The sequence below is a fragment of the Dysgonomonas gadei ATCC BAA-286 genome (assembly GCF_000213555.1).
GTDB classification, from domain to species: Bacteria; Bacteroidota; Bacteroidia; order Bacteroidales; family Dysgonomonadaceae; genus Dysgonomonas; species Dysgonomonas gadei.
This window is the reverse complement of the sequence record NZ_GL891993.1, coordinates 36276-60510: the sequence shown is the minus strand read 5'-3', so window position 1 is coordinate 60510 and position 24235 is coordinate 36276. Positions and strand designations below refer to the sequence as shown.

At 39.1% G+C, this 24235-nt stretch carries 17 protein-coding genes; 4 read left to right on the top strand and 13 right to left on the bottom strand.

From position 1 onward, the window contains the following. Positions 1–2: 2 nt before the first annotated feature. Complete coding sequence (locus tag HMPREF9455_RS19530; protein WP_006801485.1) at positions 3–905, top strand: DMT family transporter; 903 nt, start codon at positions 3–5, stop codon at positions 903–905. A gap of 50 nt (positions 906–955) precedes the next feature. On the opposite strand, the gene rprY is transcribed toward HMPREF9455_RS19530, so the two are convergent. The 4 genes from rprY to ruvA form a co-directional block, all read right to left on the bottom strand. Further along, a complete protein-coding gene (gene rprY / locus HMPREF9455_RS19525; protein ID WP_006801484.1) occupies positions 956–1669 on the bottom strand; it encodes a response regulator transcription factor RprY in 714 nt (237 codons plus the stop codon). 22 nt (positions 1670–1691) lie between these two features. After that, positions 1692–3272, bottom strand: coding sequence for a sensor histidine kinase (locus HMPREF9455_RS19520; RefSeq protein ID WP_006801483.1), 1581 nt, complete (start codon positions 3270–3272; stop codon positions 1692–1694). Positions 3273–3430: 158 nt separating this feature from the next. After that, the gene (gene sov / locus HMPREF9455_RS19515; RefSeq protein WP_044216839.1) at positions 3431–10924 is read right to left on the bottom strand and encodes a T9SS outer membrane translocon Sov/SprA; all 7494 of its coding nucleotides are present in this window, start codon (positions 10922–10924) and stop codon (positions 3431–3433) included. Between the two features lie 74 nt (positions 10925–10998). Continuing rightward, complete coding sequence (gene ruvA, locus HMPREF9455_RS19510; protein ID WP_006801480.1) at positions 10999–11580, bottom strand: Holliday junction branch migration protein RuvA; 582 nt, start codon at positions 11578–11580, stop codon at positions 10999–11001. A 266-nt stretch (positions 11581–11846) separates the two neighbouring features. On the opposite strand from ruvA, the gene HMPREF9455_RS19505 reads away from it, so the two are divergent. The 3 genes from HMPREF9455_RS19505 (at position 11847) to HMPREF9455_RS19495 (ending at position 16807) form a co-directional block, all read left to right on the top strand. Next, positions 11847–12485, top strand: a complete 639-nt coding sequence (locus HMPREF9455_RS19505) for a nitroreductase family protein (RefSeq protein WP_006801479.1) — start codon at positions 11847–11849, stop codon at positions 12483–12485. Between the two features lie 143 nt (positions 12486–12628). Beyond that, a complete protein-coding gene (locus HMPREF9455_RS19500) occupies positions 12629–14722 on the top strand; it encodes a M3 family metallopeptidase (protein WP_006801478.1) in 2094 nt (697 codons plus the stop codon). A 303-nt stretch (positions 14723–15025) separates the two neighbouring features. Next, positions 15026–16807: a L,D-transpeptidase family protein gene (locus HMPREF9455_RS19495; protein ID WP_006801477.1), complete on the top strand. Its 1782-nt coding sequence runs from the start codon at positions 15026–15028 to the stop codon at positions 16805–16807. Positions 16808–16852: 45 nt separating this feature from the next. Here the strand turns inward: HMPREF9455_RS19495 and HMPREF9455_RS19490 are convergent, their stop codons facing one another. The 9 genes from HMPREF9455_RS19490 to rplM form a co-directional block, all read right to left on the bottom strand. After that, on the bottom strand, positions 16853–17158 hold the full coding sequence (locus HMPREF9455_RS19490) for a hypothetical protein (protein ID WP_006801476.1): 306 nt from the start codon (positions 17156–17158) through the stop codon (positions 16853–16855). Between the two features lie 143 nt (positions 17159–17301). Beyond that, positions 17302–18006, bottom strand: coding sequence for a porin family protein (locus HMPREF9455_RS19485; RefSeq protein WP_044216837.1), 705 nt, complete (start codon positions 18004–18006; stop codon positions 17302–17304). A 32-nt stretch (positions 18007–18038) separates the two neighbouring features. Next, positions 18039–19262: a M16 family metallopeptidase gene (locus HMPREF9455_RS19480; RefSeq protein ID WP_006801474.1), complete on the bottom strand. Its 1224-nt coding sequence runs from the start codon at positions 19260–19262 to the stop codon at positions 18039–18041. Next, positions 19259–19957, bottom strand: coding sequence for a DNA alkylation repair protein (locus HMPREF9455_RS19475; protein WP_006801473.1), 699 nt, complete (start codon positions 19955–19957; stop codon positions 19259–19261). The genes HMPREF9455_RS19480 and HMPREF9455_RS19475 overlap by 4 nt, the downstream gene beginning before the upstream one ends. 439 nt (positions 19958–20396) lie before the next feature. Next, positions 20397–21212, bottom strand: coding sequence for a hypothetical protein (locus HMPREF9455_RS19470; RefSeq protein ID WP_006801472.1), 816 nt, complete (start codon positions 21210–21212; stop codon positions 20397–20399). Between the two features lie 106 nt (positions 21213–21318). Then, entirely contained in the window at positions 21319–22143 is an 825-nt protein-coding gene (gene tsf, locus HMPREF9455_RS19465; protein ID WP_006801471.1) for a translation elongation factor Ts, read from the bottom strand. Between the two features lie 109 nt (positions 22144–22252). Then, on the bottom strand, positions 22253–23107 hold the full coding sequence (rpsB, locus tag HMPREF9455_RS19460) for a 30S ribosomal protein S2 (RefSeq protein ID WP_006801470.1): 855 nt from the start codon (positions 23105–23107) through the stop codon (positions 22253–22255). A 190-nt stretch (positions 23108–23297) separates the two neighbouring features. Beyond that, entirely contained in the window at positions 23298–23684 is a 387-nt protein-coding gene (gene rpsI, locus HMPREF9455_RS19455; protein ID WP_006801469.1) for a 30S ribosomal protein S9, read from the bottom strand. Between the two features lie 6 nt (positions 23685–23690). Further along, positions 23691–24146, bottom strand: a complete 456-nt coding sequence (gene rplM / locus HMPREF9455_RS19450; protein ID WP_006801468.1) for a 50S ribosomal protein L13 — start codon at positions 24144–24146, stop codon at positions 23691–23693. Positions 24147–24235 lie beyond the last annotated feature (89 nt).

Genomic DNA, 24235 nt, shown 5'->3' with positions numbered 1-24235 from the left:
CGATGCAGGATAGCAATAAAGCGCTTATTTATGGTGGCATTGCCGTATTAAGCTGGTCTACAGTAGCTACGATGTTTAAAATGGCACTGAAGTATTTCTCTCATTTTGAGATGCTTTTGGTTGCCAGTTTTACGGCATTGCTCATATTCAGCATAGCAATGACTATACTGAAAAAATGGACTGACCTGAAAACTCTCCCTGCCAGACAGTGGGGATGGTTTGCATTGGTCGGTTTATTGAATCCCGTGGCTTACTATCTGGTCCTTTTTAAATCGTATGCTTTACTGCATGCGCAAGTGGCACAACCGATAAACTATGCCTGGCCGATTGTATTACTCGTTTTACTGGCTATTATTGCCCGCCAGCCAATACCCAAGATGAAGTATATTGGTATGGCACTATCTCTCGGAGGAGTAGCTCTTATATCGTTAGGTTCGGGTGGTATAAGCGGACAGAGTTTACCTATTACAGGATTACTACTCGCTTTCTTAAGTGCATTTTTATGGGCAAGCTATTGGATAGTAAACAATCAGAATAAAAAAGTGGATGGAATAATCGCATTGTTCCTCAGCTTCCTGTTTGGCTCGTTATACTTACTGATAGGAGCTTTGTTTGCAGGAGTCAGTCTGAATTCTGTACCGGGAGTATTATCGAGTATCTATGTAGGCGCTTTTGAGATGGGGATACCATTTATATTTTTCGGACTGGCTATAAGGAAAACGAATAATCCGGCTCTGGTGAATCAGATGTGCTATCTATCGCCGTTTATTTCCCTTTTCCTGATCCATTTGGTATTAGGAGAGCAAATATACGTGACTACATATCTGGGATTATTCCTCATCGTATTTGGTATCGTATTCAATGAATATCTGACAAAGTATTTGCGGAAAAAGGCTATTGACTAAATAAAAAAAGCCGGTTAATACCGGCTTTTTACTCTATATTCGGACTGATATTATTCAGCTCCTTCTTCCTCGTTCACAGGGGCAATCAGTTTATAACCTTTACCGTGGATATTGATGATCTCAATACTTGGGTCCGGTTTCAACAGCTTACGCAACTTTGTGATATATACGTCCATACTACGGGCATTGAAATAGTTGTCATCAACCCAGATTTGTTTCAGGGCATGATTTCTTTCCAATATGTCGTTAGCATGAGCACATAACAAAGCTAAAAGCTCCGCTTCTTTGGTAGTCAGTTTAGTACTTTCACCATTGATAGTCAGAATCTGCTTTTGAGTGTCAAAGTTCATATTACCGAATTGGTAAACCTGTTGTTCTTTACTTCTCTTTCCTTTTACACGACGGAAAATAGCCTCGATACGAAGAACAAGCTCTTCCATGCTGAACGGTTTTGTAATATAGTCGTCAGCTCCGGCCTTAAAGCCTTCAAGGATATCATCCTTCATATTCTTAGCTGTTAAGAATATGATCGGAATTTCTGTATTGATTGCTCTGATTTCTTTTACCAGAGTGATACCATCTTTTTTAGGCATCATCACATCCAGAATACATAGGTCATACTTTTCTTTTACAAAACCTTTGTATCCAACTTCCCCATCAATGTAAAGGTCAGTGTCATAACCTTTTGCCTGAAGATACTCTCTTAGCAGCATACCAAGATTCTCATCATCTTCACATAAAAATAATTTCAATTTTTCTTCCATAACTTACTTATTTACATACAATTTATTTGAGTTGCTCATTATTCTTCATTATAGGCAGGCAGATTATAAATTTGGTGCCTTTACCTAATTCACTCTCAGCTTTTATAGTTCCTTTGTGATCTTCAACTATTTTCCTCACATATGCCAATCCCAGACCAAAGCCTTTCACATCGTGCCGGTTGCCTGTAGATACGCGATAGAAACGTTCAAATATCTTCTTTACAAATTCTTTCTTTATACCTATACCATTATCTTCTACTGAGATATATAGTTTATTATTGCTATTCCATGTACGTATCATCAATTCCAGCGGTACATCTTCTCTTCTGTACTTCACTGCATTATCTAATAAGTTAAATAACACATTGGTAAAATGCATTTTATCTGCTTCAATAGCTGATTCTGTGGCTTCCAAATCGATATCCAGATTACCTCCGAATTTTTCGACTTTTATCTGGAAAGTATTAGCTACACTTACAACAACATCATTGGCATCCAGTTCTTTCATTTTCAGTGTTGCTTTTTGCTTCTCGAAAAGAGACATCTGCAAAACTTTTTCTACCTGAAAACTTAGCCGTTCGGTTTCATCATTTATCACGCCTGATATATGTTTGAAAACTTCCGGAGACTTCGTGATGGAGCCATCTTTAAGCATTTGTGCTGCTAATGAGATTGTTGACACAGGCGTCTTCAGTTCATGTGTCATATTATTCATGAAATCACTCTTCATTTCCGACAAACGCTTTTGGCGGAATGTGATGTAAATGATTATAATAAATGTTACCAGCAATATAAAGGTAAACAAAATTGACGGATATAGAAATTTTACTTCACTAAACAAGTATTTATCCTTATCCGGGAAATATACCTTCAGGTATGTAACCTTATCCTGCGGATCGTTAGGAAACAACGATTGCAAATAATAGTCCTTCCTGTTTTGCATCGTAAAAAACGGCTGCTGATATATCGGCTTGTCGTTTTTATCCACCACTTCGTACTGGAATGGCAACTCTATCCCATTCCCTTTTATCTCGTTTCTGATAAGAACCTCAAGCGATTTCAAATTCACCCGTTCTGCTATAGGTATATTACTTGCCGTATTTATAATACGGTTCAATACCTCGTTCATTATATCGCTCTCGTAAAGATATTTCTTTTTTTGTTCATCCTGCATACCGAATATCGTTTTCGATATAGCATTCGTCCCACCTTTGCTCGGCGACTGGAAAATCTGACTCTTCGGAGTTTGAGTAGTGGTCGACATATTCAACTCCATGTTTATCTCCATATCGGGAGCTGTCATCTTCACTCTTTGCTGATGCGTTACTGTTTCTTCCTGCATCTGATTCTGCAAAGATAATGATCTGTTATAAGCGGCCGCCTGTTTTTTCTGATTCTCGAGAAATGCCTCATTCAGATACTTCTGTGTCTGATCGAGTTCCAAACTACGAGAAACCTGCAAAAGGCTTCTGTTTATAATTTCATTAAACTGATCACTCCTTATCCTTATCGATTCTCTAAGGTAGGTTATTTGTAAGTACAATAGGCCAAAGAACGCAAATGCCATTATTCCGGCGAGTATCCATATTGTCGATTTTTTCATTTTAGCCTCTCTATTCTACCAAGACTTGCTTACTTTAATTAAATAAATTTTATAGGTCTCGATTTTACTATTTAACAATTAACACAAAGATATTGTTTAACATTTGAAAAAATAAACATAAAGGAAATATTTTTTCTATGCAAGCTTATAAATATTTTTTATTGTAGCAAAATAAATTTTAAGCTTATTCCAAAATTACTGTTTGTTGTCGAATATGACGACGATGAAATTAATGGCCTGTTGAGGATACGATCATAGAACGCTCTCAAAGTCAAAGACCTGCTCATTGCATAATCCGCAGATATTTTTAACGTTACAATAGTCGTGCCACTTGTTGCCTGCGTAAAATTTTCCTGAATCTTACGAAGCAAGGCTTCAACTGTTTTATGCGACAGATCTGCTTTTATATTCAAATCGTTATTGAACTGCCCTGTTGACTTCTGGCTCAGTCCTATGAGACGGTTGAATTCATTGATACGATATCCGAATCCGACTACAAATTCTTTTTGCAGAGATTCTATGATCTGATAAGATGACATATTTAAGGTTAAAGTACGTGCATTATTATAACGTGTATTGATTGTCATATTATTATTCAGTGTACCCTCGACTCCAAATAGAGGATTAAACACTTCGGATATACCGACCGATGATATATTGTATGGTGAAGACGGCACCGGATTTCCACTGAGGATATCACGTATATATCCGAGTTCGTCATCTGCCTGTACCCAATTTGAGAAAGAATTATAATTACTCACCTGATAGTAACAGGTATATGCGTGATTGAGCCGTAAATTCTTAAATTTCTCTTTTATAAGCGGGATGCCAGTCAGCCCATCATATGCCACTGTCCAGTTAGGCAGTATAGATAACAAGGACGGAAACGCCGTGAGCGCGATATTATTTGCGCTACGCCCTGTATAAGCAGATATAAATGCCGGAATAAGCACATCTGCGGAATTAACATCGACTTCGCCTGTGGCAGCCGAATAAGGCTGACCGATAAGGCCCGGAGTATTTTCGCTGATAAAGCCCCCGCCGGGATAAGAAGTATTTCTATATTTAGCCTCAAGTCTGTTTTTTATACGATACCTGTTTACAAGGAATTTTTCAAAAGCTGCCGAATAGTAATCATTTCCGGCATTGCTGCTTTTAAGAGCTGAAGACAAAGCCACAGTAGTCATAGAAAAGTTGCCGCCGAATGTTCTCGAGGTATTCGGAGTACCATCTTCTAAAACAGTATACTGAACTTCAGTCCGTTTATTATTCTCATGTTTGGCATTCAACTCTATCTTGAAGTCCTTAAACGGTTCTATCTGCGCTCTGAACTCGAATGTTTCGGCCGTGTTAAATACCGATGGGGAGACATTCATAACATTGCCTACAAGCCAGTCCCTGTCTATCGACTTTTGTATAAAATCATCACCGCCCTCTAGTCCGAAAGCAAAACCAAGTCCCGGAACCATTCCGTAATCGGAACCCTTCTGACCGAATGCATCACCTATGCCCGGTTTGAAACCTGAAATATACGTTTCGTTATGCCTTGAGTAATTAAACCCTAATGTGCGCACCGACATTAGCCCACGCGCTGAATATTCTGCTATATCCTGTAACAGTTTCGATGTTCCGGTTTCTCTATATCTTCCCTCAATACTCAGCTGTATATCAGCAGAGTCTTTATTATTTATCCGGATTGTATTCTCATCTACCTTTTTAAATTTCACGGTATATGGCTTTCCGTCTTTTCTTGCGGTTACCTGTATATTTTTTGTATTGAGTCCATGCGTAATTGTTGCAGTTGTATCTCTTTGTAGCAATACATTCTGTGTAAAGCGACGCCTTTCGGGCTCACGTTTTTCCCGTTCACGCTGGCTAGGAGATTGCGGTCTTCTCTTCGCATCGAAACGGTCATTTACTCTTTTCAAAAATGAAGATTTATTATACAGCGCGGTCATACTGAATCTGTTTGTCAGATCCAGTGTCATTGTATTACTTATGGTATTGCCAATCTCTACACTATCTATATTAGCTCCGCGATCCCACTGATAGCCGCTCGTATAACCGGCATTAGACGTTACCCAATCCATAGCCGGAATATTCTTGAACGGAAGCTGATAGGTAACTTTTACTGTTTGCCTGTATGATAGCGGGTCTCCAAGGCTTTTCAAACTACGCATAACAGCATCTTTCCATGTATCATAGTCGTCCCTGTTCAGTTTTTTATTCACTTGCAGGTATGGTTCTTCTATTTCGGCTCTGGTCCCCGATTGAAAAGAGAATTTCAGGTTACGGGTAAAATCCCAATCGATATTAAAATCCCTGTCCCATAAGAAAGACTGGCTCCATGATAAAAATTCGCTGGATGTTCCCCCGCCAAGCCTGTAGCTTTCTATATCACGCAAGGCTGTTTCGGTATAGTATCGTACAATATTGGAATTAAAGGCGATATGAGACGGAAGATAATTAAAGCCTAATGACCGGGCAAACTTCGCAGCCCCGGACTTACTCTTTGCATTTTTGAATGGTTCCCAAGTCTTCACCATCGGACTATATGCATAATTGAATGTCGCCCGATAATTTTTAGTCACATCATATACCGTAGTTGGATTCTTCGTCTCACTCTGGCTATATGAATAGCCGAAACTAAAGTTTGCCGGATCGTATGGCATGGGAGTCTTACTCTGAATATTGACCTTAACATTATTCACACTGATGCTCTTCGTTGTGGTTTTCTCCTGCGCCAGACTCTTTATTGAATCTTTTTCGGCCTTGGTTTCCACTATGCTCAATGCCTCTTTAAGTGTAACATCCTGATCGAATGGATCGTATTTTGGAGTAGTTGTCTGATTAGAATATGAGTAATATAAAGGCAGGCTTACTTTCGCTTTCTCCGGAAAGAATTTACCTAATTCTATATTAGCAGCGATGCTATATGTATGATAATCGTCGGAACGCCTTTCCATCAGTTTCTGATCCAAAGCTCCAAATCCAACAGTTTCTTTCCGTCCCGATAAATTTATTGTCCCTAAGTCGGATAGAGCAACGTTCAGATTTCCTTGTGCAGCCCATCCGCCTTCCTCATCAAAGTCGGTAAGGCGAAGCTCATTTATCCAGACTTCTCCCGACTTGACCACTGTGCTGTTATTCCTTACCCCAACCATTATCACATTGATCTCGGATAATGAAGGATTACCAATCACACTTACCCTGTTGTTTTGCTTATCGGGGTCATACTCGTAATAGAGTGTTGTATATGAAACTGTAGAACCGGCTTTTCGTTTCTCCCTGTTGCGATGCAATTTTACATCTTTCAGTAATTCCAATGGGAAGTCGAACATGTTCTCGTTAGGCCATACTACATTTCTGTCAGTTGAACCTTCCGGAGTTATCACCAACGGTATCTCGTATTCGTAATAGTTATTTTTATAATCGGAGCCCAGACGGATAAATATCGTGAAATCGCCTCTTACTAATTTCTCCCCATCGATAAGTTCTTCTGCATGGGTAAACATTTGTAAGCGTTTATATCGTCTGAGGTCATAATATGTATTTTTATAAATCGCACGCGCATCTCCAGCACTCAGCTCATGTATACGCATAGACAATGATTGCTCATTCTCCTTTGTCATCTGTGCCTGATCGGGGTCGGTAACACGGCTGAGCCCCGGAGGAAGTACATAACCGACAGGCTTACGGTCCGAATTTTCTTCTATATTTACTGTCGCAATATCGAGAGTACCATTTCCCGATGGCTCATTATTTTTATTTAGGGTCTGTTCGTATGCGCGCCAATCGCCACGGACCAATTGCAATGTACCAAAACGCAAGAATGTAGTCTGATTGAAACCGGTCATAAACATGCGCATAAAGCGGATACTCTTAAAATCCGATATATTCCCTATTTTTTCACCTTGGCGTACAGGTACTTTAAACTGATACCATGTCACTTCTCCAGTCGTACCATTACGAAGCGGAACTTCCACTTTGCGGCTATCGGCTATATAATTTTCGCCGACATTCATTTTTTTAGGATCAAGCTCTATCCTGTACTGAAAATAGGCTTCTGTTTCATTCAATGTATTATCCTGATCTATGTCCTCCACATCAGGTACAGGCCGGGCGGCGGTAGAATAACTCTCTGAAGTCTGCTTGGTATCAGGGGAGTTTCCTTCGGTATTGTTATAATATTTATAACGATCGAGTATACTTACCTCATCCCGGTCATAATCTGCCCCACGGTAAAAATGGTAAGTATCCCCGGCAGGGTCGTTCAGTGGTGAAAACCGGTCAGCCTTTAATTTCTCTCTTGCTGCTGCTGATAGTTTGGCGTCATAATCCTGTAAGTATTTACTATATGTACCAAATATAAATTCTTCTGCTGTGCTCAACCCGTTCAGTCCCACATCCTGCTTCCTGCGGGCATCACTTCCGGCATTATCATCAAAGGCATATACTGTCGACTGGCGTTTTGGTACTTTACCCCATACCGTAGTTTCCACAGCATCGGGATCATCATTGACAGGAAGTCCGTTTTCAAAGAATTTCTTACCGTCTTTAAGAACATCCTCTGATATTTCACCCAGATTTATATATAAATCGCCTCCCTTTGCCGTCTTGTCATAAACAAACGGGTCCATCAGCCAGAATTCTATATACTCTACATTCGACGCTTCAAAATCACGTACATCCATACGGCGGGTAATCCCTCCCCAACGGGTTTCCGGATCTCTCAGCTTTCCGTCCGAATCTATATTTGTTGCATCCAGATTATAAGGACCTCTCTCATTAGGATAGAAAGACAGATTCAATGCAGGGAGAGTCGCCGATTCATTATAAGGAACATCCTTATTCGGATAAATCTCATACATATTGATCTCCCGTACAAAGTGGTTGGATAATTGGTCCTGATCATTTTTTATATGATTAGGTGTCAGAGATGAGCCTTTACGGGTAAAAAGATTGTCTATCATAAACCATGATAACATAGCCCGGTTCATTCCATACTCTATCTGGTTGCTCAATTTCGCCTCTTCAAATAATACCTTATTATCCTTACCTTTAGCACCAAAAGGAGTAGAAGCCAAAGTCCATGCATAAGGATTTTTTATATCTATCCGCGATTGCGATGATTCGAAATCATCCAAATAAGAATATCCTCCCGCTTCTTTACTCTGATAATGTCCGGGTATCATCTGGGCAAACTCGGCATTGAACGAAATCTGAGATGGCTGTGTCGCTTCTACAAATGGCAATTTATCTACAAGATTTGTCAGCCACATCGATTCTGTTTTGTAGGATGTGTTCAGCCCCCACAAAGTATTTTTCACAGACTCGTCTCCAATCTGTGTTTTCATCGTCAGAGGCTTCTCATAGTAGTGCATAATAGTACCACCAATATTGAAATTTTTTGAGATATCGTAACTCAGATTAAGTCCCAGCAAAGTTTTTCGTTGCATATTAAAAGTTCTCCCCTCGGAAGAAACTTGTATCGGTGTATTGGAATCCAGCAAATTCTGATTGATAATAGTAACCCTTCCCGCTATATAATCGACTATATAGTCCACACCCTCGACCAAAGTAGCTCCGGCTGCGGTTAATTTCACAGAACCCTGAGGTATATTGGTGGCATTAAGGTCTATCTCGGCATTACTGGAACCCGATCCTCGATACGAACCTGATATTTTGAATTTATTCTTCTCTGCGATTTGCTGGGCGACAGTCAACGTGGAATCATATAACTCCTGATAGACGTATTTATCAGCAATGGAATTGTTTCCTATCTTCTGTCTCAAATGAGAGCCAAAAGGCTCGACCACAGGAAAGAAAACACGTCCGTTCTGCGACTTAACGGTATATCCTTCAACGAAATCAAAGATACCGTCACCTTTAGCACCTTCTTTATTCGTTACTTCATTGTTGCGGGAATCGAGCCTGTCGAGATTCATGACTCTCAACAGCAATTCATTCTTGATATTACCTTCCGGAATGTAATTTATATACGTGCCGATAGTGTCTGACTGATAAGATATATTCAACCTGAAATGGTCTTGCTGAACAGCATTATCACTTACCTTATATACATTCTTCATCATCATATCCCAAGTGTAGGAACGAGGAGAAAGAGAGACGGGCTTTATCAGCTTTACAAACAATGCTCCGGATTTTGGATTCCCGGAATCATATTTATCTACAATGTTAGTCGCCAGTTCACCCACCTGATAGTCTTTACCATTAGCTCTGTATGTATAAGCTACTGCAAGCACTTCATCGGCTTGCAGGGCCGAGGTAAGTGATATATAACCCAATTGCGGATTAAAAGTATATTCAGCCTGAGTCAGCAACCGGGCACTCTCTATTTTCTCATAATCGAGGCCGCTTTGTATATATCCACTAAACAGACCCGTGATCTGGGATATATCCCTGGCTCCGGGTTTTTCCGCTTTAATGGTAGCATATAGATTATTTGCATCATTATCAGGATTGTCCGGTTTTCCTATGGTTGCAGTCCATTTATTATTCTTGATTTTTGTATGTTCACCTATATCGGCAAATGCGACTATATTACGGGATTGCGTATAATCTCCCCTCTTATTTGTCACCCATACTTCAATATTAGTGATATTGACAGGCGACTGAATAAAAGGCAGTTTAGACATTGCCTTATCATAATTGTCACGAAAATAGTTGGATATGAAGAAATGCCTGTTGGCATCGTATTGGTCGGCTTTGAATTCGTACTCATTGGTTTGGATACCACCCTTCGAACTTGTCGTTTGAGATTCGGACTCTTGTTGCGATACGACCATATTGACACGCAATTTGCCAAACTGTAGTTCGGTATTGATACCGAAAAGTGATGTACCTCCGTTAATGAGGGAGTTGGTCGTTGCCATGCTTACGTTTCCGGCTTCGATACGTTTTATTATCTCATCTTCCTTTCCCTCATATGCCAATTTTAGTTTTTTAGAATCAAAATCGAACAACGCCTTTGTATCATAATTCATATCGAAATTGATCTTATCGCCTACAGATGCCGTTACATTCATCTGTATATCTTCATTAAACTCAAAGGCTGTTTTACTCCTGTTACGTTCCGACAGAGTAGGATTATCCGTACTTGTATGTTTGACACCCATCGTAGCCTCCACATATCCCTGTGTCCTTACCTTTACACCTCCGGGGCCAAAGAGTTTTTCGGCCGGCCCGATATCCAACTTTATATCCTTCAATGAAAATTCATCTTTTTCATCCTTATTGTCGTAGGTTTCCACATTCTTTCCCTTAAAATAGTTGGACATAGAACGCTTCAACGTATAGTCCATGTATTCTTTAGGGGTAAGTGAAAAAGGCGTTGATATTTCCTGGTCTCCTACTTTGGTGCGAAAGATGTACAGTTTTGTATTGGGGTCATATTCTACCGACGTCTCAATATTAGACGGAGTTTTGAGATCGGCAGGAGTATTATCTTTAAGATCCTTATATGTAGTTATCTGCGTTTTCTTTACCGGATAACGGGGCACTGTATCCTGTGATTGCAGTTGGTCAGCGTAAGCAAAAAAGGAATCTGTCTTACCGATGATACCGGAAAACAAACTCACAGAACTTATGAGGAGCGTAGTTACAAATAAATATTTTATATATTTTTTCAACTCTAAAAATAAATAATAGATAATAAGGTCGCAAACCTATCTATTGCCTTGCTAAGTTAAAATACACTACATACTTAGAGCATCTTCAACGCTGTCTTTATAATCTGCTCGACGGTGCTATCAGCCTTATCCTTTAATATTTTAGCCACAACTTTTTGAGATGCCTGCTGGGTAAACCCGAGCATAACTAATGCTGCTACCGCTTCTTCCCCTGACGGATGTCCCGATGCAAACATATCAACCTGCTCTATCCCACTTACTTTTATCTTATCCTTCAGATCTACTATCACACGTTGTGCCGTCTTCAGACCAATTCCTTTAACGGTTTTCAACATATCAGAATTCCCAGAAGCAATAACGTTCGCGAGTTCCTGTGTGTTCATCGAAGACAATATCATACGCCCGGTACTGGCTCCGATACCCGAAACGCTTATTAATAACATAAAAAGCTCTCGTTCCTGTTTGTCAAAGAAACCGAATAACTGGTGAGCATCTTCTCTTATAGCTTCGTAAATAAAAAGTTGTGCACTTTTCTTACCTGTCAGGTTTGAATATGTATTCAACGATATACTTATAAAATATCCTACGCCATAGGTTTCAAGGGTGACTGAGGCCGGGGTTAATTCCGTGATTTCACCTTTTATATAGTCAATCATAACTCTATTATATTAAGGTCGCTGACCTATTTATTGTTTTGATAAGTAAAGCTACAATCATCAGTTATGATTAGAAAACATAACATTAAATCATATCTGTAACTTAATTTAATTAATAACGAAAAAACTTAAAAAAAAGTATATCCTGCAAGAGAACTTTTTCAAGCCCTTCAATCCCCGCAATTATCTTATTTAATGGGCAAAGATAAAGTTTTTAGATTAGTTTTTATACCTTTGTCTTAGTCTATTAATTCGAAAAGAGAACTATGCAATTAAAGAAAGTTAAGAATCAGGCCAACAATCTGTTTACAGAACGCACTTCAATCAGAAAATATAATCCGTCGATAAAAATCAGTAAAGAGGAAATGTCCGATATCCTGCAAGATGCAATGACTGCGCCCTCGTCATTCAATTTGCAACCCTGGCGTTTTTTCATCTTCGACAGCAAAGAAGGCAAAGAATTGATAAAGCCATATATGATGTTTAACCAGCTGCAATGGGAGACCTCATCTGCTATAATAGCCATCTATGGCGACATGGACAATTATTCCTCTGCCGATAAAATACTGTCGGCCAATGTGGAATATGACTTAATGACACAGGAACATAAAGACAAAATGCTGGAGATCATGACTGGTTATGGTGCAGGTTATACAGAAGAAAGGCTAAGAAATTCCATCCTGCTCGATTGTGGCTTTGTGACAATGCAACTGATGCTTGCCGCTAAAAATTACGGATATGACACCAATCCTATAGGTGGATTTTTGCGTAAAGAGTTGACCGAAGCCCTCGAACTTGATCCGAAACGATATATTCCCATATTGCTTTTATCTATAGGGAAAGCTGCGGAAGAAGGTAAAGATACAGTACGTTTCTCTGTAGATGAAGTTACTCAATGGAGATAATTCATGCTGTGAACAATCTATAAGAGATAACAGTTTACAACAAGGCTAGAGTCACAGACCAATTTAGTCACAGTTTAAATTGTACCGAAGATATATCATTTAATTCCATCTATTACTTTTTAACTTTAAAACCCCTGATTTATATGAAAAAACTCATATTATCTATTTTATTATTAATAATAGCGATGACAACAATTCAAGCTCAAAACCCGTTCTTTTCGGCGTATAAAACGCCTTACGATACACCTCCGTTCGATAAAATAAAAAATGAACATTACGAACCTGCCATAGAGAAAGGTATCAAAGACCATACTATGGAGATAAACAAGATAATAATGATCAGGGCTGTCCCTACTTTTGAGAATACAATAGTACCACTGGAGGAATCAGGGAAACTTCTGTCCCGTGTTACATCAGTGTTCTTCAATCTGCTGAGTGCGGAAAGCAATGACGAAATGCTGCAAATAGCCCAACGGGTACAACCGAAGCTTTCGGCACACTCGAATGAAATCAATCTAAACGAAGGGCTGTTTCAGAAAGTGAAAGCTGTATATGACAAACGATTCGAATCCAATCTTAATCCTGAGCAGATCCGTCTGGTGGAAAAGACATATCAGGGATTCGAAAACAGAGGGGCTACGCTCACCGGTAAAGACAGGGACACCTATAAGGAATTATCTTCTAAATTGAGCCAGTTAACGCTTACTTACGGACAAAATGCATTGAAAGAGAACAACAAATTCGAAATGTTACTGACCGATAAATCAGACCTAGCCGGACTTCCTAAAATAGCGATAGATGCTGCTGAAGCTAAAGCCAAGTCTAAGAATAAAGAAGGATGGTTATTTGACTTATCAGCGCCAAGCTATATTGCATTTATGAAATACTCTTCACGCCGCGATCTCCGGGAAAAGCTATATAAGGCATATACTACTCAATGTGCTGCAGGCGGTGAATTCGACAATCAGGAAAATGTAAAAGAAATCGCCAAAACCCGTATGGAAATCGCCAATCTACTGGGTTATTCCGATTATGCAACTTATGTATTGCGCAACAAAATGGCTAAGGATAAGAAGCATGTATATGAGCTGCTCGATAATCTGTTCGATGCCTATACCAAAGCTGCCCGCGAAGATGTGAAAATGGTCGAAGGTTTCGCTGTAGGCATGGAAAATAAAGATATAGATCTTCAGCCTTGGGACTGGTCATACTATTCCGAAAAACTGAAAGATGCCAAATATAGTGTCAGTGACGAACTGGTACGTCCATACTTCGAACTGGAAAATGTAAAGAAAGGCGTATTCGGCCTGGCTACCGATTTGTATGGCATCACTTTCAGAAAGAATACAAAAATTCCTGTTTACCATCCTGAAGTAGAAGCGTTTGATGTATTGGACGAAAAAGGCAACTTCCTTTCCGTGCTTTATACAGATTTCCATCCTCGTGAAGGAAAAAGACAGGGTGCATGGATGACAGAATTTAAAGGCCAATACATAGAAAAAGATAAAGATTCCCGTCCGCAGGTGCTTATTGTAATGAACTTTACCCGCCCTGCCGGTACAGACCCCGCGCTGCTTACTTTTGATGAAGTAGAAACATTCCTGCATGAGTTCGGACACGCATTGCACGGTATGCTAACAAAATGCACTTACGAATCTTTATCCGGAACCAATGTCTTGCACGATTTTGTAGAACTGCCTTCTCAGATAATGGAAAACTGGCTGACAGAAAAAGAATATCTGGATAAGTTTGCCGTACATTACAAAACAGGTGAGAAAATACCGGCCGAACTGGTAAAAAAACTTGTGGACGCAGCCAACTACAATGCCGGTTATCTGTGCTATCGTCAACTATCGTTCGGATATCTGGATATGGCCTGGCACACGCTTACACAGCCATATACAGGCGATGTGATCGACTTCGAACGTAAAGCGATGGCTAAGACCGCTCTTCTGCCTCTGGTAGATGGCAGCGCTATGTCCCCTTCATTCGGACATATATTCTCGGGCGGATACGCAGCCGGATACTATGGATACAAATGGGCTGAGGTACTTGATGCAGATGCTTTCGCCTTGTTCAAAGAGACCGGAATTTTCAACAAAGAAACAGCAGAATCGTTCCGTAGAAATATCCTCGAAAAAGGAAATACAGAAGAGCCGATGAGCCTGTATGTCAAATTCAGGGGACAAGAACCGTCTGTGGATGCATTGTTGATTCGCAACGGTGTGAAAAAATAATAATTTTTGTTTTTATAAAAGGCTATTTCAACACGGAATAGCCTTTTTGCTTTTATCCGGCTGATGTGGATTTTTATAAAAAAGAACTACTATTTACTGTAAATGGTATCATATAAATTTTTCAAAGAACTCCTTATCAACAACCCTTATTTTCTGATTGTTTACTTATAGATAAATATTTCAAGATTTGATTACAACTTTACTTTGTTAAGCCTATTTTGTATATTGTCATTTTATAAAGTTTTATTACTTTTGTGTCGAAATAATAGAACGAATTACACACTTGACACATCATCAGCCTTCATGAAGTATTTCCTTTGGTTCTCTTTCCTTATATTCTCATTTTTTATAGTTAGCTGTAAAAAGAAAGAACATACAAAAGTCAGCGAATCTGACAAAAAAGAGGTTCTCCAATCCAAATTTGCAAGAAACTATCCGGAGTTTGATCTCCGCATATTACAAGAGTCACTAAAAGCCCATACGACTAATGATTCCGTATTAAAATCAATATATACTACTACAGAGTTCAATCCCGTATGGATACATGACACACTCGATACAAAAAGATTATATACGTTTATTGATATTTTGAATCAGGTTGAAGAGCATGGATTGTCTCCCGAATTATTTTCTTCGTCAAGAATAAAAATGATGGCAGATGCAATAGACTCTGGCACCTTTGTTAATAATCTGGATACAGTGTATAAGATAATGATCGCTTTGGAAGAGACATCGACCAGGTCTGCCATAAAGTATATTACAGGGATGAAATACGGCTTTACCGATCCCAAAAACCTGTACAAGAAAGATTATGATATCGTTACCTCTGCTCCCGATTCTTTATTCTATAATAATCTATATGCTGAGATAAAAAAGGATCCCATTTCGGCTGTACTCAATTCACAGCCGTCAGAGGATATCTATCTAAGGTTGAGAGAAGAGTATAAGCTTTTAAGAACCATACAAGAAACAGGCTTTAAAGAGATAACTTCAGGTGATGTTACCTATAAACTCGGTGATAAGAGTAAACACATTAAAGACATTGCAGGCAGGCTTATGTTGACCGGAGAATATAAACCAGATTCGATAAGTAGTGACAGTCTCCACATAAAGCTGGATGAAGAGTTGCTTGCTGCAATAAATACTTTCAGACGAAGGAATTCATATCCGGAAGAAGCAGAAGTTGGTAAACTAACTATAAGCGCACTAAACAGACCTTTTGAATATTACCTTGCTAAGATACGGGCAAATATGGAAAGGTATCGCTGGAAACGGGCTAAAGCAAAACATTATAAACATATAGAGGTAAATGTGGCTGCTGCCATGTTAGTTGCCAATAATACTAAGAATGACAGCCTGCCTCTGATATCCAGAGTATGCGTTGGTTCGGTAAGGAATAAAACCCCTCTTCTCCAAAGCGATATTAGCTATATGAACCTCAATCCCATATGGAATGTACCGGCAAGTATTGCTCAAAAAGAAGTAGCTGTATTGCAGAAAAAAGATCCTACTTACATCAAACGACATAACATGAAACTATACAAGGGCGGTAAGGAAGTAGATGTATCGTCAATCGATTGGGAAGATGTCAACCCCAGTAAGTTTTCTTATACTATCAAACAAGATCCGGGAGGAGGAAACTCACTTGGCCTGGTGAAGTTCATGTTCAACAATGCATTCTCTGTATATCTTCACGATACTCCCAGTAAACTCGCATTCAACAGAAAAAACAGGGCCGTTAGTCATGGCTGCGTGAGAGTACAGAAGCCTTTCGACCTTGCATTTTTCTGCGCTTCACCTATAACTGAGGTTTATAAAGACCAGCTTTACCATAGCATAAATAAGCCTCCGGTATCTGATGAAGGTAAGAAGTTGCTTAAAGAGCAGAAACTAAAGAAACTACCCGATATTATCAATATCGATAAGGACAATAAGATATCCTTATTCATTGATTATTATACTGCATTTATGTATCCTGACGACGAGGCACTGTATTACGCCGATGATATCTATGAATACGATAAGCTAATATTGGACGCTCTGAATCCCAATCAAACCGCAGAAAAGAAAAAGGAGGATAAATAGATTCTCTCCTCTTACCTTATTTCAGCCTTTTATTAAAGGCCTGGATCACTTTTCATCAAAAAAGTCTGCAGCTCTCTGGCTCAGGTCATGAGCGCTTTTCTTTGCTTTATCTGCAAAGCTATCTACTTTATCCACTATTTTATCCGTATAGCTCTGAGTTTGCTTCGAGACATTTGTGAATAACTCTCTGGCCTTCTCTATAAAATCTTCACTCTTACCTTTAAAGAATTTCTCCCAATCTATATCAAGACCTTCTTTATCCATATAGTCTTTTACTACTGATATAGACTTAATTGCCTCCTCCTCTGTGAGTCCGACTTCAACCTGAAGTCTCTTTACCAAATCTTCCATATCGTACTTATTATTGATTATTCTGTAAATATAAAACAAAATGAACAGATAAAAGTTCTGATTTGCAGCATCATAGGAACCTGATAGAAACAAAGAAAGAACTGAATATCAGTTCCTCCGGGATAGTCACACTATCTATATTTTTAGAAGCGAAATCCTAGTGCCACCGACATATTACGGTTTTTCAAGTCCCGTCCATCATCGGCAACATTATGAAAACCATATTCATAGGTCAGGTTTATCGTCCATATATCATATATCAATCCTACCCGTCCCAAGACTCCGTAATCCCATCGATTCCATTTTCTCAAAGCAAATGTTTCTTCTTCATATGAGGGTATTGTAATTTGTGTACCTTGTACAACACCATCCTTTATAGTTGTAGCATAGGCCTCCCCCCGGTTCTTACCTTTAAAGCCGTACGCAACGTAGCCTCCGGCATTGAAATTTATTGCAAAATGTTTTGTCAGATACACCTCATATCCAAGGCCTAATGGAATCTGCAAATAGTCTGCTGCTGTATTACGAAGAGTATCGCCATAATATTCAACATCCATAGCTGTATTATACTCACTTCTCTGGATATGCTGTTTAAGTCCCCTCTTTGTTACATAGAGACCTGATTGTAGCTGAATATTATGCAGTATTTTAAAGTTTACATTAGCACCTATCGTAAAACCAACCTTAGGCTCTTTATACATGTTTGCTCCTTTGATATCCATTGTAGCAAAGTTGAAACCGAACAGGAGATCTGTGGTCAAACGTTTTCTTATAGTCTGAGCATTCGCTATGGAAGATACCAAAACTAACAAACCGACAAGTAAAAATATTCTAGATACTGTTTTCATAAAGCTTATATCGTTCCACAAAGTTAAAAGAATTAATTATATAATAAACTAAAGAGTCTATTTTCCTCAAAAATTTCATTTGCCACAGCTTGTATCTGTTCTGCTGTTATAGATTCAATCTTACGAAATGTTTCTTCAAGGGTATTATAATGATTGTGATGAAAAAAACTCTTTCCAAGCGACAGTGCCATATTTTCATGATTATCACTCATTACACCGATCTGTCCTATCAGTTGTTTTTTAGCTATCGACAATTGTGATGTACTCAATTTATCATTCTTTATCCTCTCCAGTTCTTTGTGTACCAGATCTATACATTTATCAGCATTACGCTTGTCGCATCCGAAGTAAATAGATAAAATACCGGTATCGGTATAAGCCGTCGCAGTAGAATCGACGCTGTATACATACCCTTTTTTCTCTCGAAGCGAAATATTCAGGCGGCTATTCATACCCGGCCCTCCCAACATATTATTCAACAGATTTAAGACTTTCTTATTGGGATCAAACATCGAATACGAACGACAGCCTATCAAAGCATGCACCTGAGATGTCTCCTTATTTTCAATCCTTTTTTCCAGCTTTATTTCGGCAGGTATCAAACGTCCATTCGGACATACAGCACCGGGAAGATCAGACAGATACTTTTCGGCAAGATACACAACTTTCTTAAAGTTTGTATTTCCTAACGAGAAGAAAACGGTATTGGACGGTACATAAAACCGGTCAACAAAGGCTCTAGCTTTCTGCGTATCAAAGTTTAACAGCGTATCGGGTTCTCCCAAAATGTTGTGACCTATCTGGGAACCATTGAAAACAAGATTCTCAAACTCGTCAAATATCAGTTCCGAAGGATTATCCTCATAAGAATGTATTTCATCTATAATGACTTCGACTTCCTTATCTATCTCCTGTTGAGGAAACCGGGAATGGAAAGTCATATCGGATAACAGTTCAAACGCCCGTTCGAAATGCTGCTCCAAAAATATGGCATAAACAACCGTCTCTTCTTTATTCGTATAAGCATTCAGCTCTCCCCCTACATGCTCCATACGATTGATTATGTGATGAGAACGGCGTTTCTTTGTCCCCTTAAACAACATATGCTCCACAAAATGAGCCATGCCATACTCTTCTGGGGTTTCATCACGTGTCCCGGCATTCACGATAAAGCCGCAATAAGAGACATTTCCTTCCATTGGTTTATGTACAATGCGAAGACCGTTAGATAATGTATGCGAATGGTAATTGATCATTTCTTCATATAATGTGCCCGTTCTTCAGGCTGGAACTTCTCTATAGAATAGCGTAACATTGTCCGCGGCATTTCCTTATGAAAACGATCGAGAAATGAACACAACTTATCTTTATCCTTTTTACCGGCTTCACGCAGCATCCAGCCAATAGCTTTATGCATCAGATCATGCTTGTGGCACAGTAATTTTTCAGATAAAGCGAATATATCATCCAGATCACCACGTCTTATAAAAGCGAAAGTAGCCAGAATAGAAATACGCTGATCCCAAAGCAATGTACTCTCTGCCAGGATATAAAGCACCGAGCGGTCTTTGTCCACAAGATATTCCCCTACTATATCTTTTGCACTCAGGTCTACCAAGTCCCAATTGTTGATATATCGAGTTTTCGACAGGTAATAATCACAGATTTCTTTACGTTCTGTTTCTTTGGCCTTCTTAAAGCGTTCTACAAGAATAAGCAATGCACAAAGACGGCATTCATGATATTCACTCTCCAATAGCTTGGTAACTTCCGGGAATGGAATATCCTTGTATTTTTTCGCCACTTTGCGGGTATCAGGCACTACAACCCCGATAAACCTGTCACCCTCGCCGTACTGCCCTTTTCCTGTCTTGAAAAAGTAAGGCAAAAATTCTTTTTTCTCCTGCGTGGAGTATGATTCGAGTTCTTTTTGTATATCTTTTGCAGTCATTGTATCTAAAAAAGGTAACAAAGGTAACAGTTTTTTCAGTTAAAAGCAGACGCTTCGTAGTTAACAATATTTATTATCATCAGGAGATGATTTACACAATTTACTATCCACATTTATTAACCATATATAGTTAAAAAGTAACAGAAGCAACACATTTTTCAGTTAACAGTCAACAGTAATCAGTTAACAGAAATACAGTTCTTCAACCTAAAACTCATTACTCAAAACTTATTACTTGTTAGAAGGTAACAAAAGTAACAGTTTTATTCTCTTTTGTAGGGGCGAATAAACATTCGCCTATTGTTAATTCGAAGGTATGTTAAAAAGTAACAAAGGTTACACTTTTTCATTCATTTGCTAATCACTTTTTCAAAGAACTATCAGCTAACAACAAAAGGCTATCAACTATATACATAGATAAACTTTTATATAAAGAATTCTATTCGGACGGAAGTTTCCTTTCTATATCCTCCGTATATGCCGTATCTGGTTCATACATCAGCCTTTTGCGCTCATTCAGCCGCCATAGCCAAAACAATCCGCCTATAGGTATACCTATTGTCCATACGCAATTCAGATATCCCATAAGACTAAAACCAAACCCGAAAAGCAATTGGAACTGCAATAACTGAAATGAAAAACCATGAATGGCCGAATATGCTATTGTAGGTACATTCAGGCAAATAACCGCAATGTATTTTATCCATTTCTTTTTCAGATCACTCCGCTTTATCTGTACAATCACATATATATTAAAGGCCGGTATAAGGATTGCAATCAACCCTATCAACCAAAACGAAAACATAGACGGTATAATCTTTTTTATATCGAGTACATTTATAAACTTAATCTTTCCTGACTCATCATCGAAAGAAACTTTAAAAACTCCGAAGTAATCATTATTTGAAAATTGAATGTAAGCATCAGTTGTACCGGCAGGCGTATTATCAGATGTTATGGTCGATCTCACTTTCTCAGCTTTCATAAAGGTGTAATCTAACTCCGTACCAAATTGTTTCACGATATGATGTCGAAAATCAGCCAATCTAAGTTTTAATGTATCCAGATCAGCCCCTCCAAAGTCATCCTTATCTACAGCCATCTGATCAACAGCCTCATCATATTTCTCATTCAAAAGATTTTCCACAAATGCTACAGTAGTGGTTTTATAGGTAAACATATTGGCGACCGTTTCGCAACCGGCCATAGTAGCAATTATCAGAACTAACAGTAAAATTTGCTTTAGGTATCTCATAGTATTCACACTTGGTTATCAACAAACAAAAATAAGAATAAAAGCCAAACAAAAAAGTGCAACCATCTCTGATTGCACTTCTCTATATCGAATATCTTAAATCTGATTACTCAGCATTCAACGTAAAACGTTGGAAACCTGTAACAGCAAGCTCTTTATCATGTTGCGCAAGATACTGAGCTATTGTTTGCTTAGGGTTTTTCACAAATTCCTGTTGAAGAAGTGTAAATTCTTTGTAGAATTTCTGCAATGCGCCTTCAGCGATCCTGTCAATTAAGTTTTCAGGTTTGCCTGCTTCAACAGCTTTTTCTCGGGCAATCTTAAGTTCTCTTTCTTTTATTTCTTCCGAAACTTCTTCCGGTACCAGAGCAACAGGACTCATAGCAGCGATTTGCATAGCTATATCTTTAGCTACCTGCTCATCAACATTCGGTTTGTTGAAACCAACGACAGCTGCCAGCTTATTACCCGGGTGAACATATGCTACTACTGTAGGAGCAGTGATTTGCTTATACACGTTCAGTTCCATTTTTTCACCTGTAACACCCATTCTGTCAGTTACAAGCTCTGCAATAGTACGGTCTCCGACCTTAATACCTTTCAGTGTATCTATATCAGCAGGTTTGTTAGACAATGCAGCATCAAGTATCGACTTAGTCATACCTACGAAATCGCCGTTCATTGCCACAAAGTCAGTTTCGCAGTTTACTGCTACTATTGCAGCGAAATCGCCGTTTGTTGCAGCCAACACACAACCTTCTGTTGCATCGCGGTCTTCACGTTTTGCAGCAAAAGCCTGTCCTTTTTTACGAATTATTTCGATTGCTTTATCAAAATCTCCTTCTGCTTCAGTCAAAGCATTTTTACAATCCATCATACCTGCACCTGTCATTTTACGCAAGTGTTGGATATCTGCCATAGAAATTGCCATGTTTTTCTCCTTTTATTTTTGGTTTATAATTATACTTAGAAAAGAAAAGACCAAGAAATAGTCTCTAAGAATGCTCTTAGAGGCTAATTCTTAGTCTATTAAACTTTATTTACTCTTCGTCTCCTTTAGCAAATTTACTTGCTACAGCCGCATTGATAGCCTCCTGGTCTTCTTTTTCAACCACAGGTTTCTTTGCGCCGACTTTCGCTTTGCGCTCTCTTCTTGGAGCACCTTCTTCATCCTGAGCTTCTGCAGCTGCGCTATCCGCTTTTTCGATCTTTCTTTCCTCAAGACCTTCTTTGATTGCATCGCAAAGGCTTCCAAGGATAAGTTCGATAGATTTGGCAGCATCATCATTTGCCGGGATTACGAAGTCGATATCATCCGGATTAGAGTTTGTATCTACCATTGCAAATACAGGTATTCCGAGACGGTTTGCTTCTCTTACGGCGATGTGTTCTTTCATCACATCCACTACGAATAGTGCAGATGGAAGACGTGTAAGATCCTGGATAGAACCTAATGTTTTTTCAAGTTTAGCACGCTGACGTGTAACCTGAAGTCTTTCTCTTTTCGATAGAGTATCGAAAGTTCCGTCTTTCACCATTTTGTCGATAGTCGACATCTTCTTCACAGCCTTACGGATTGTAGGGAAGTTAGTCAACATACCTCCCGGCCAACGTTCTACCACATAAGGCATATTTATTGACAGGGCCAGGTCTGTAACAACTTGTTTTGCTTGTTTCTTTGTAGCAACAAACAATATTTTTTTGCCCGATTTAGCGATCTGCTTCATAGCAGCAGCAGCATCTTCGGTCTTAGCTATTGTTTTATATAGGTCAATGATGTGGATACCATTGCGCTCCATAAAAATATAAGGAGCCATTGCCGGGTTCCACTTTCTCTTCAAGTGACCGAAGTGTACACCAGCGTCTAATAATTGGTCGAATTCTAATTTTGCCATTTTTAGTTTTTTGATCGTTTACTTTCTTTTTCTGTTAGCGAATTGTCGGGTAGCTCATTTTCAGAAGTCCCGGCAATTTAGATACTAAACGTAATTTAAGAGATGAGGCCGACTCATCATATATTAACCAACTTGTAACTTTTAAGCGGCCGTAGCCGTGAAAGCGTAATTGGGTAAAATAATATCCAAATTAACGTTTTGAGAACTGAAATCTTTTTCTTGCTTTTGGTTGTCCCGGTTTTTTACGTTCTACAACACGTGGGTCGCGAGTCATAAATCCTTCAGCTCTAAGAGCAGACTTATCTTCAGGATTGATCTTCACCAAAGCACGGGCGATACCAAGGCGTGCAGCTTCTGCCTGTCCTTTGTATCCACCACCGTTCAGGTTGATCTTGATGTCGTATTTTTCAGCAACTGCAAGTTTATTTAGCGGTTGTTTTACAACATACTGAAGAATAGTTGAAGGGAAGTAATTGTCTAGTTCACGTTTGTTGATCACTATTTTTCCGGTTCCTTCGCTTACGAATACGCGAGCTATAGCAGCTTTACGTCTTCCTATTGCATTTACTACTTCCATTAATAATTATTTAAGAGCGTTAATATCTATTGTTTTTGGCTGTTGAGCTTCATGGTTATGCTCAGTACCTGCATATACATAAAGGTTTTTCAAAAGAGCTGCGCCAAGACGATTCTTAGGCAACATACCTTTTACTACCTTATGCACCAAGCGGTCGGCTCCTTTTTCCATCAATACGGCAGGAGTAGCTTCTCTTTGTCCACCCGGATAGCCTGTATATCTAAGATAAACACGGTCGTTCCATTTGTTACCAGTCAACACCACTTTTGCTGCATTGATAATAATCACATTATCACCACAGTCTACATGCGGAGTAAAACTTGGTTTATACTTCCCTCTCAGAAGTTTTGCCACTTTGGATGCCATGCGTCCAAGTGTCTGCCCGTTTGCGTCAATCACAACCCATTCTTTTTGTACGGTTGCCTTATTCGCTGAAATGGTCTTATAACTTAAAGTATCCACTTACTTAAAAATTAATTTGGTTAATGACTTTTTTTGACTCACAAAACGCTCATCCGCTTATCGAGCTAAGATATGACAAGCGATAATCG

Coding starts and splice junctions, on each gene's coding strand:
- HMPREF9455_RS19520 (WP_006801483.1), bottom strand. CDS start 3,272: ATGAAAAAATCGACAATATGGATACTCGCCGGAATAATGGCATTTGCG.
- rprY (WP_006801484.1), bottom strand. CDS start 1,669: ATGGAAGAAAAATTGAAATTATTTTTATGTGAAGATGATGAGAATCTT.
- HMPREF9455_RS19500 (WP_006801478.1), top strand. CDS start 12,629: ATGAAAAAACTCATATTATCTATTTTATTATTAATAATAGCGATGACA.
- HMPREF9455_RS19485 (WP_044216837.1), bottom strand. CDS start 18,006: ATGAAAACAGTATCTAGAATATTTTTACTTGTCGGTTTGTTAGTTTTG.
- HMPREF9455_RS19480 (WP_006801474.1), bottom strand. CDS start 19,262: ATGATCAATTACCATTCGCATACATTATCTAACGGTCTTCGCATTGTA.
- HMPREF9455_RS19475 (WP_006801473.1), bottom strand. CDS start 19,957: ATGACTGCAAAAGATATACAAAAAGAACTCGAATCATACTCCACGCAG.
- HMPREF9455_RS19495 (WP_006801477.1), top strand. CDS start 15,026: ATGAAGTATTTCCTTTGGTTCTCTTTCCTTATATTCTCATTTTTTATA.
- tsf (WP_006801471.1), bottom strand. CDS start 22,143: ATGGCAATTTCTATGGCAGATATCCAACACTTGCGTAAAATGACAGGT.
- rpsI (WP_006801469.1), bottom strand. CDS start 23,684: ATGGAAGTAGTAAATGCAATAGGAAGACGTAAAGCTGCTATAGCTCGC.
- HMPREF9455_RS19505 (WP_006801479.1), top strand. CDS start 11,847: ATGCAATTAAAGAAAGTTAAGAATCAGGCCAACAATCTGTTTACAGAA.
- rpsB (WP_006801470.1), bottom strand. CDS start 23,107: ATGGCAAAATTAGAATTCGACCAATTATTAGACGCTGGTGTACACTTC.
- HMPREF9455_RS19490 (WP_006801476.1), bottom strand. CDS start 17,158: ATGGAAGATTTGGTAAAGAGACTTCAGGTTGAAGTCGGACTCACAGAG.
- HMPREF9455_RS19530 (WP_006801485.1), top strand. CDS start 3: ATGCAGGATAGCAATAAAGCGCTTATTTATGGTGGCATTGCCGTATTA.
- ruvA (WP_006801480.1), bottom strand. CDS start 11,580: ATGATTGACTATATAAAAGGTGAAATCACGGAATTAACCCCGGCCTCA.
- HMPREF9455_RS19470 (WP_006801472.1), bottom strand. CDS start 21,212: ATGAGATACCTAAAGCAAATTTTACTGTTAGTTCTGATAATTGCTACT.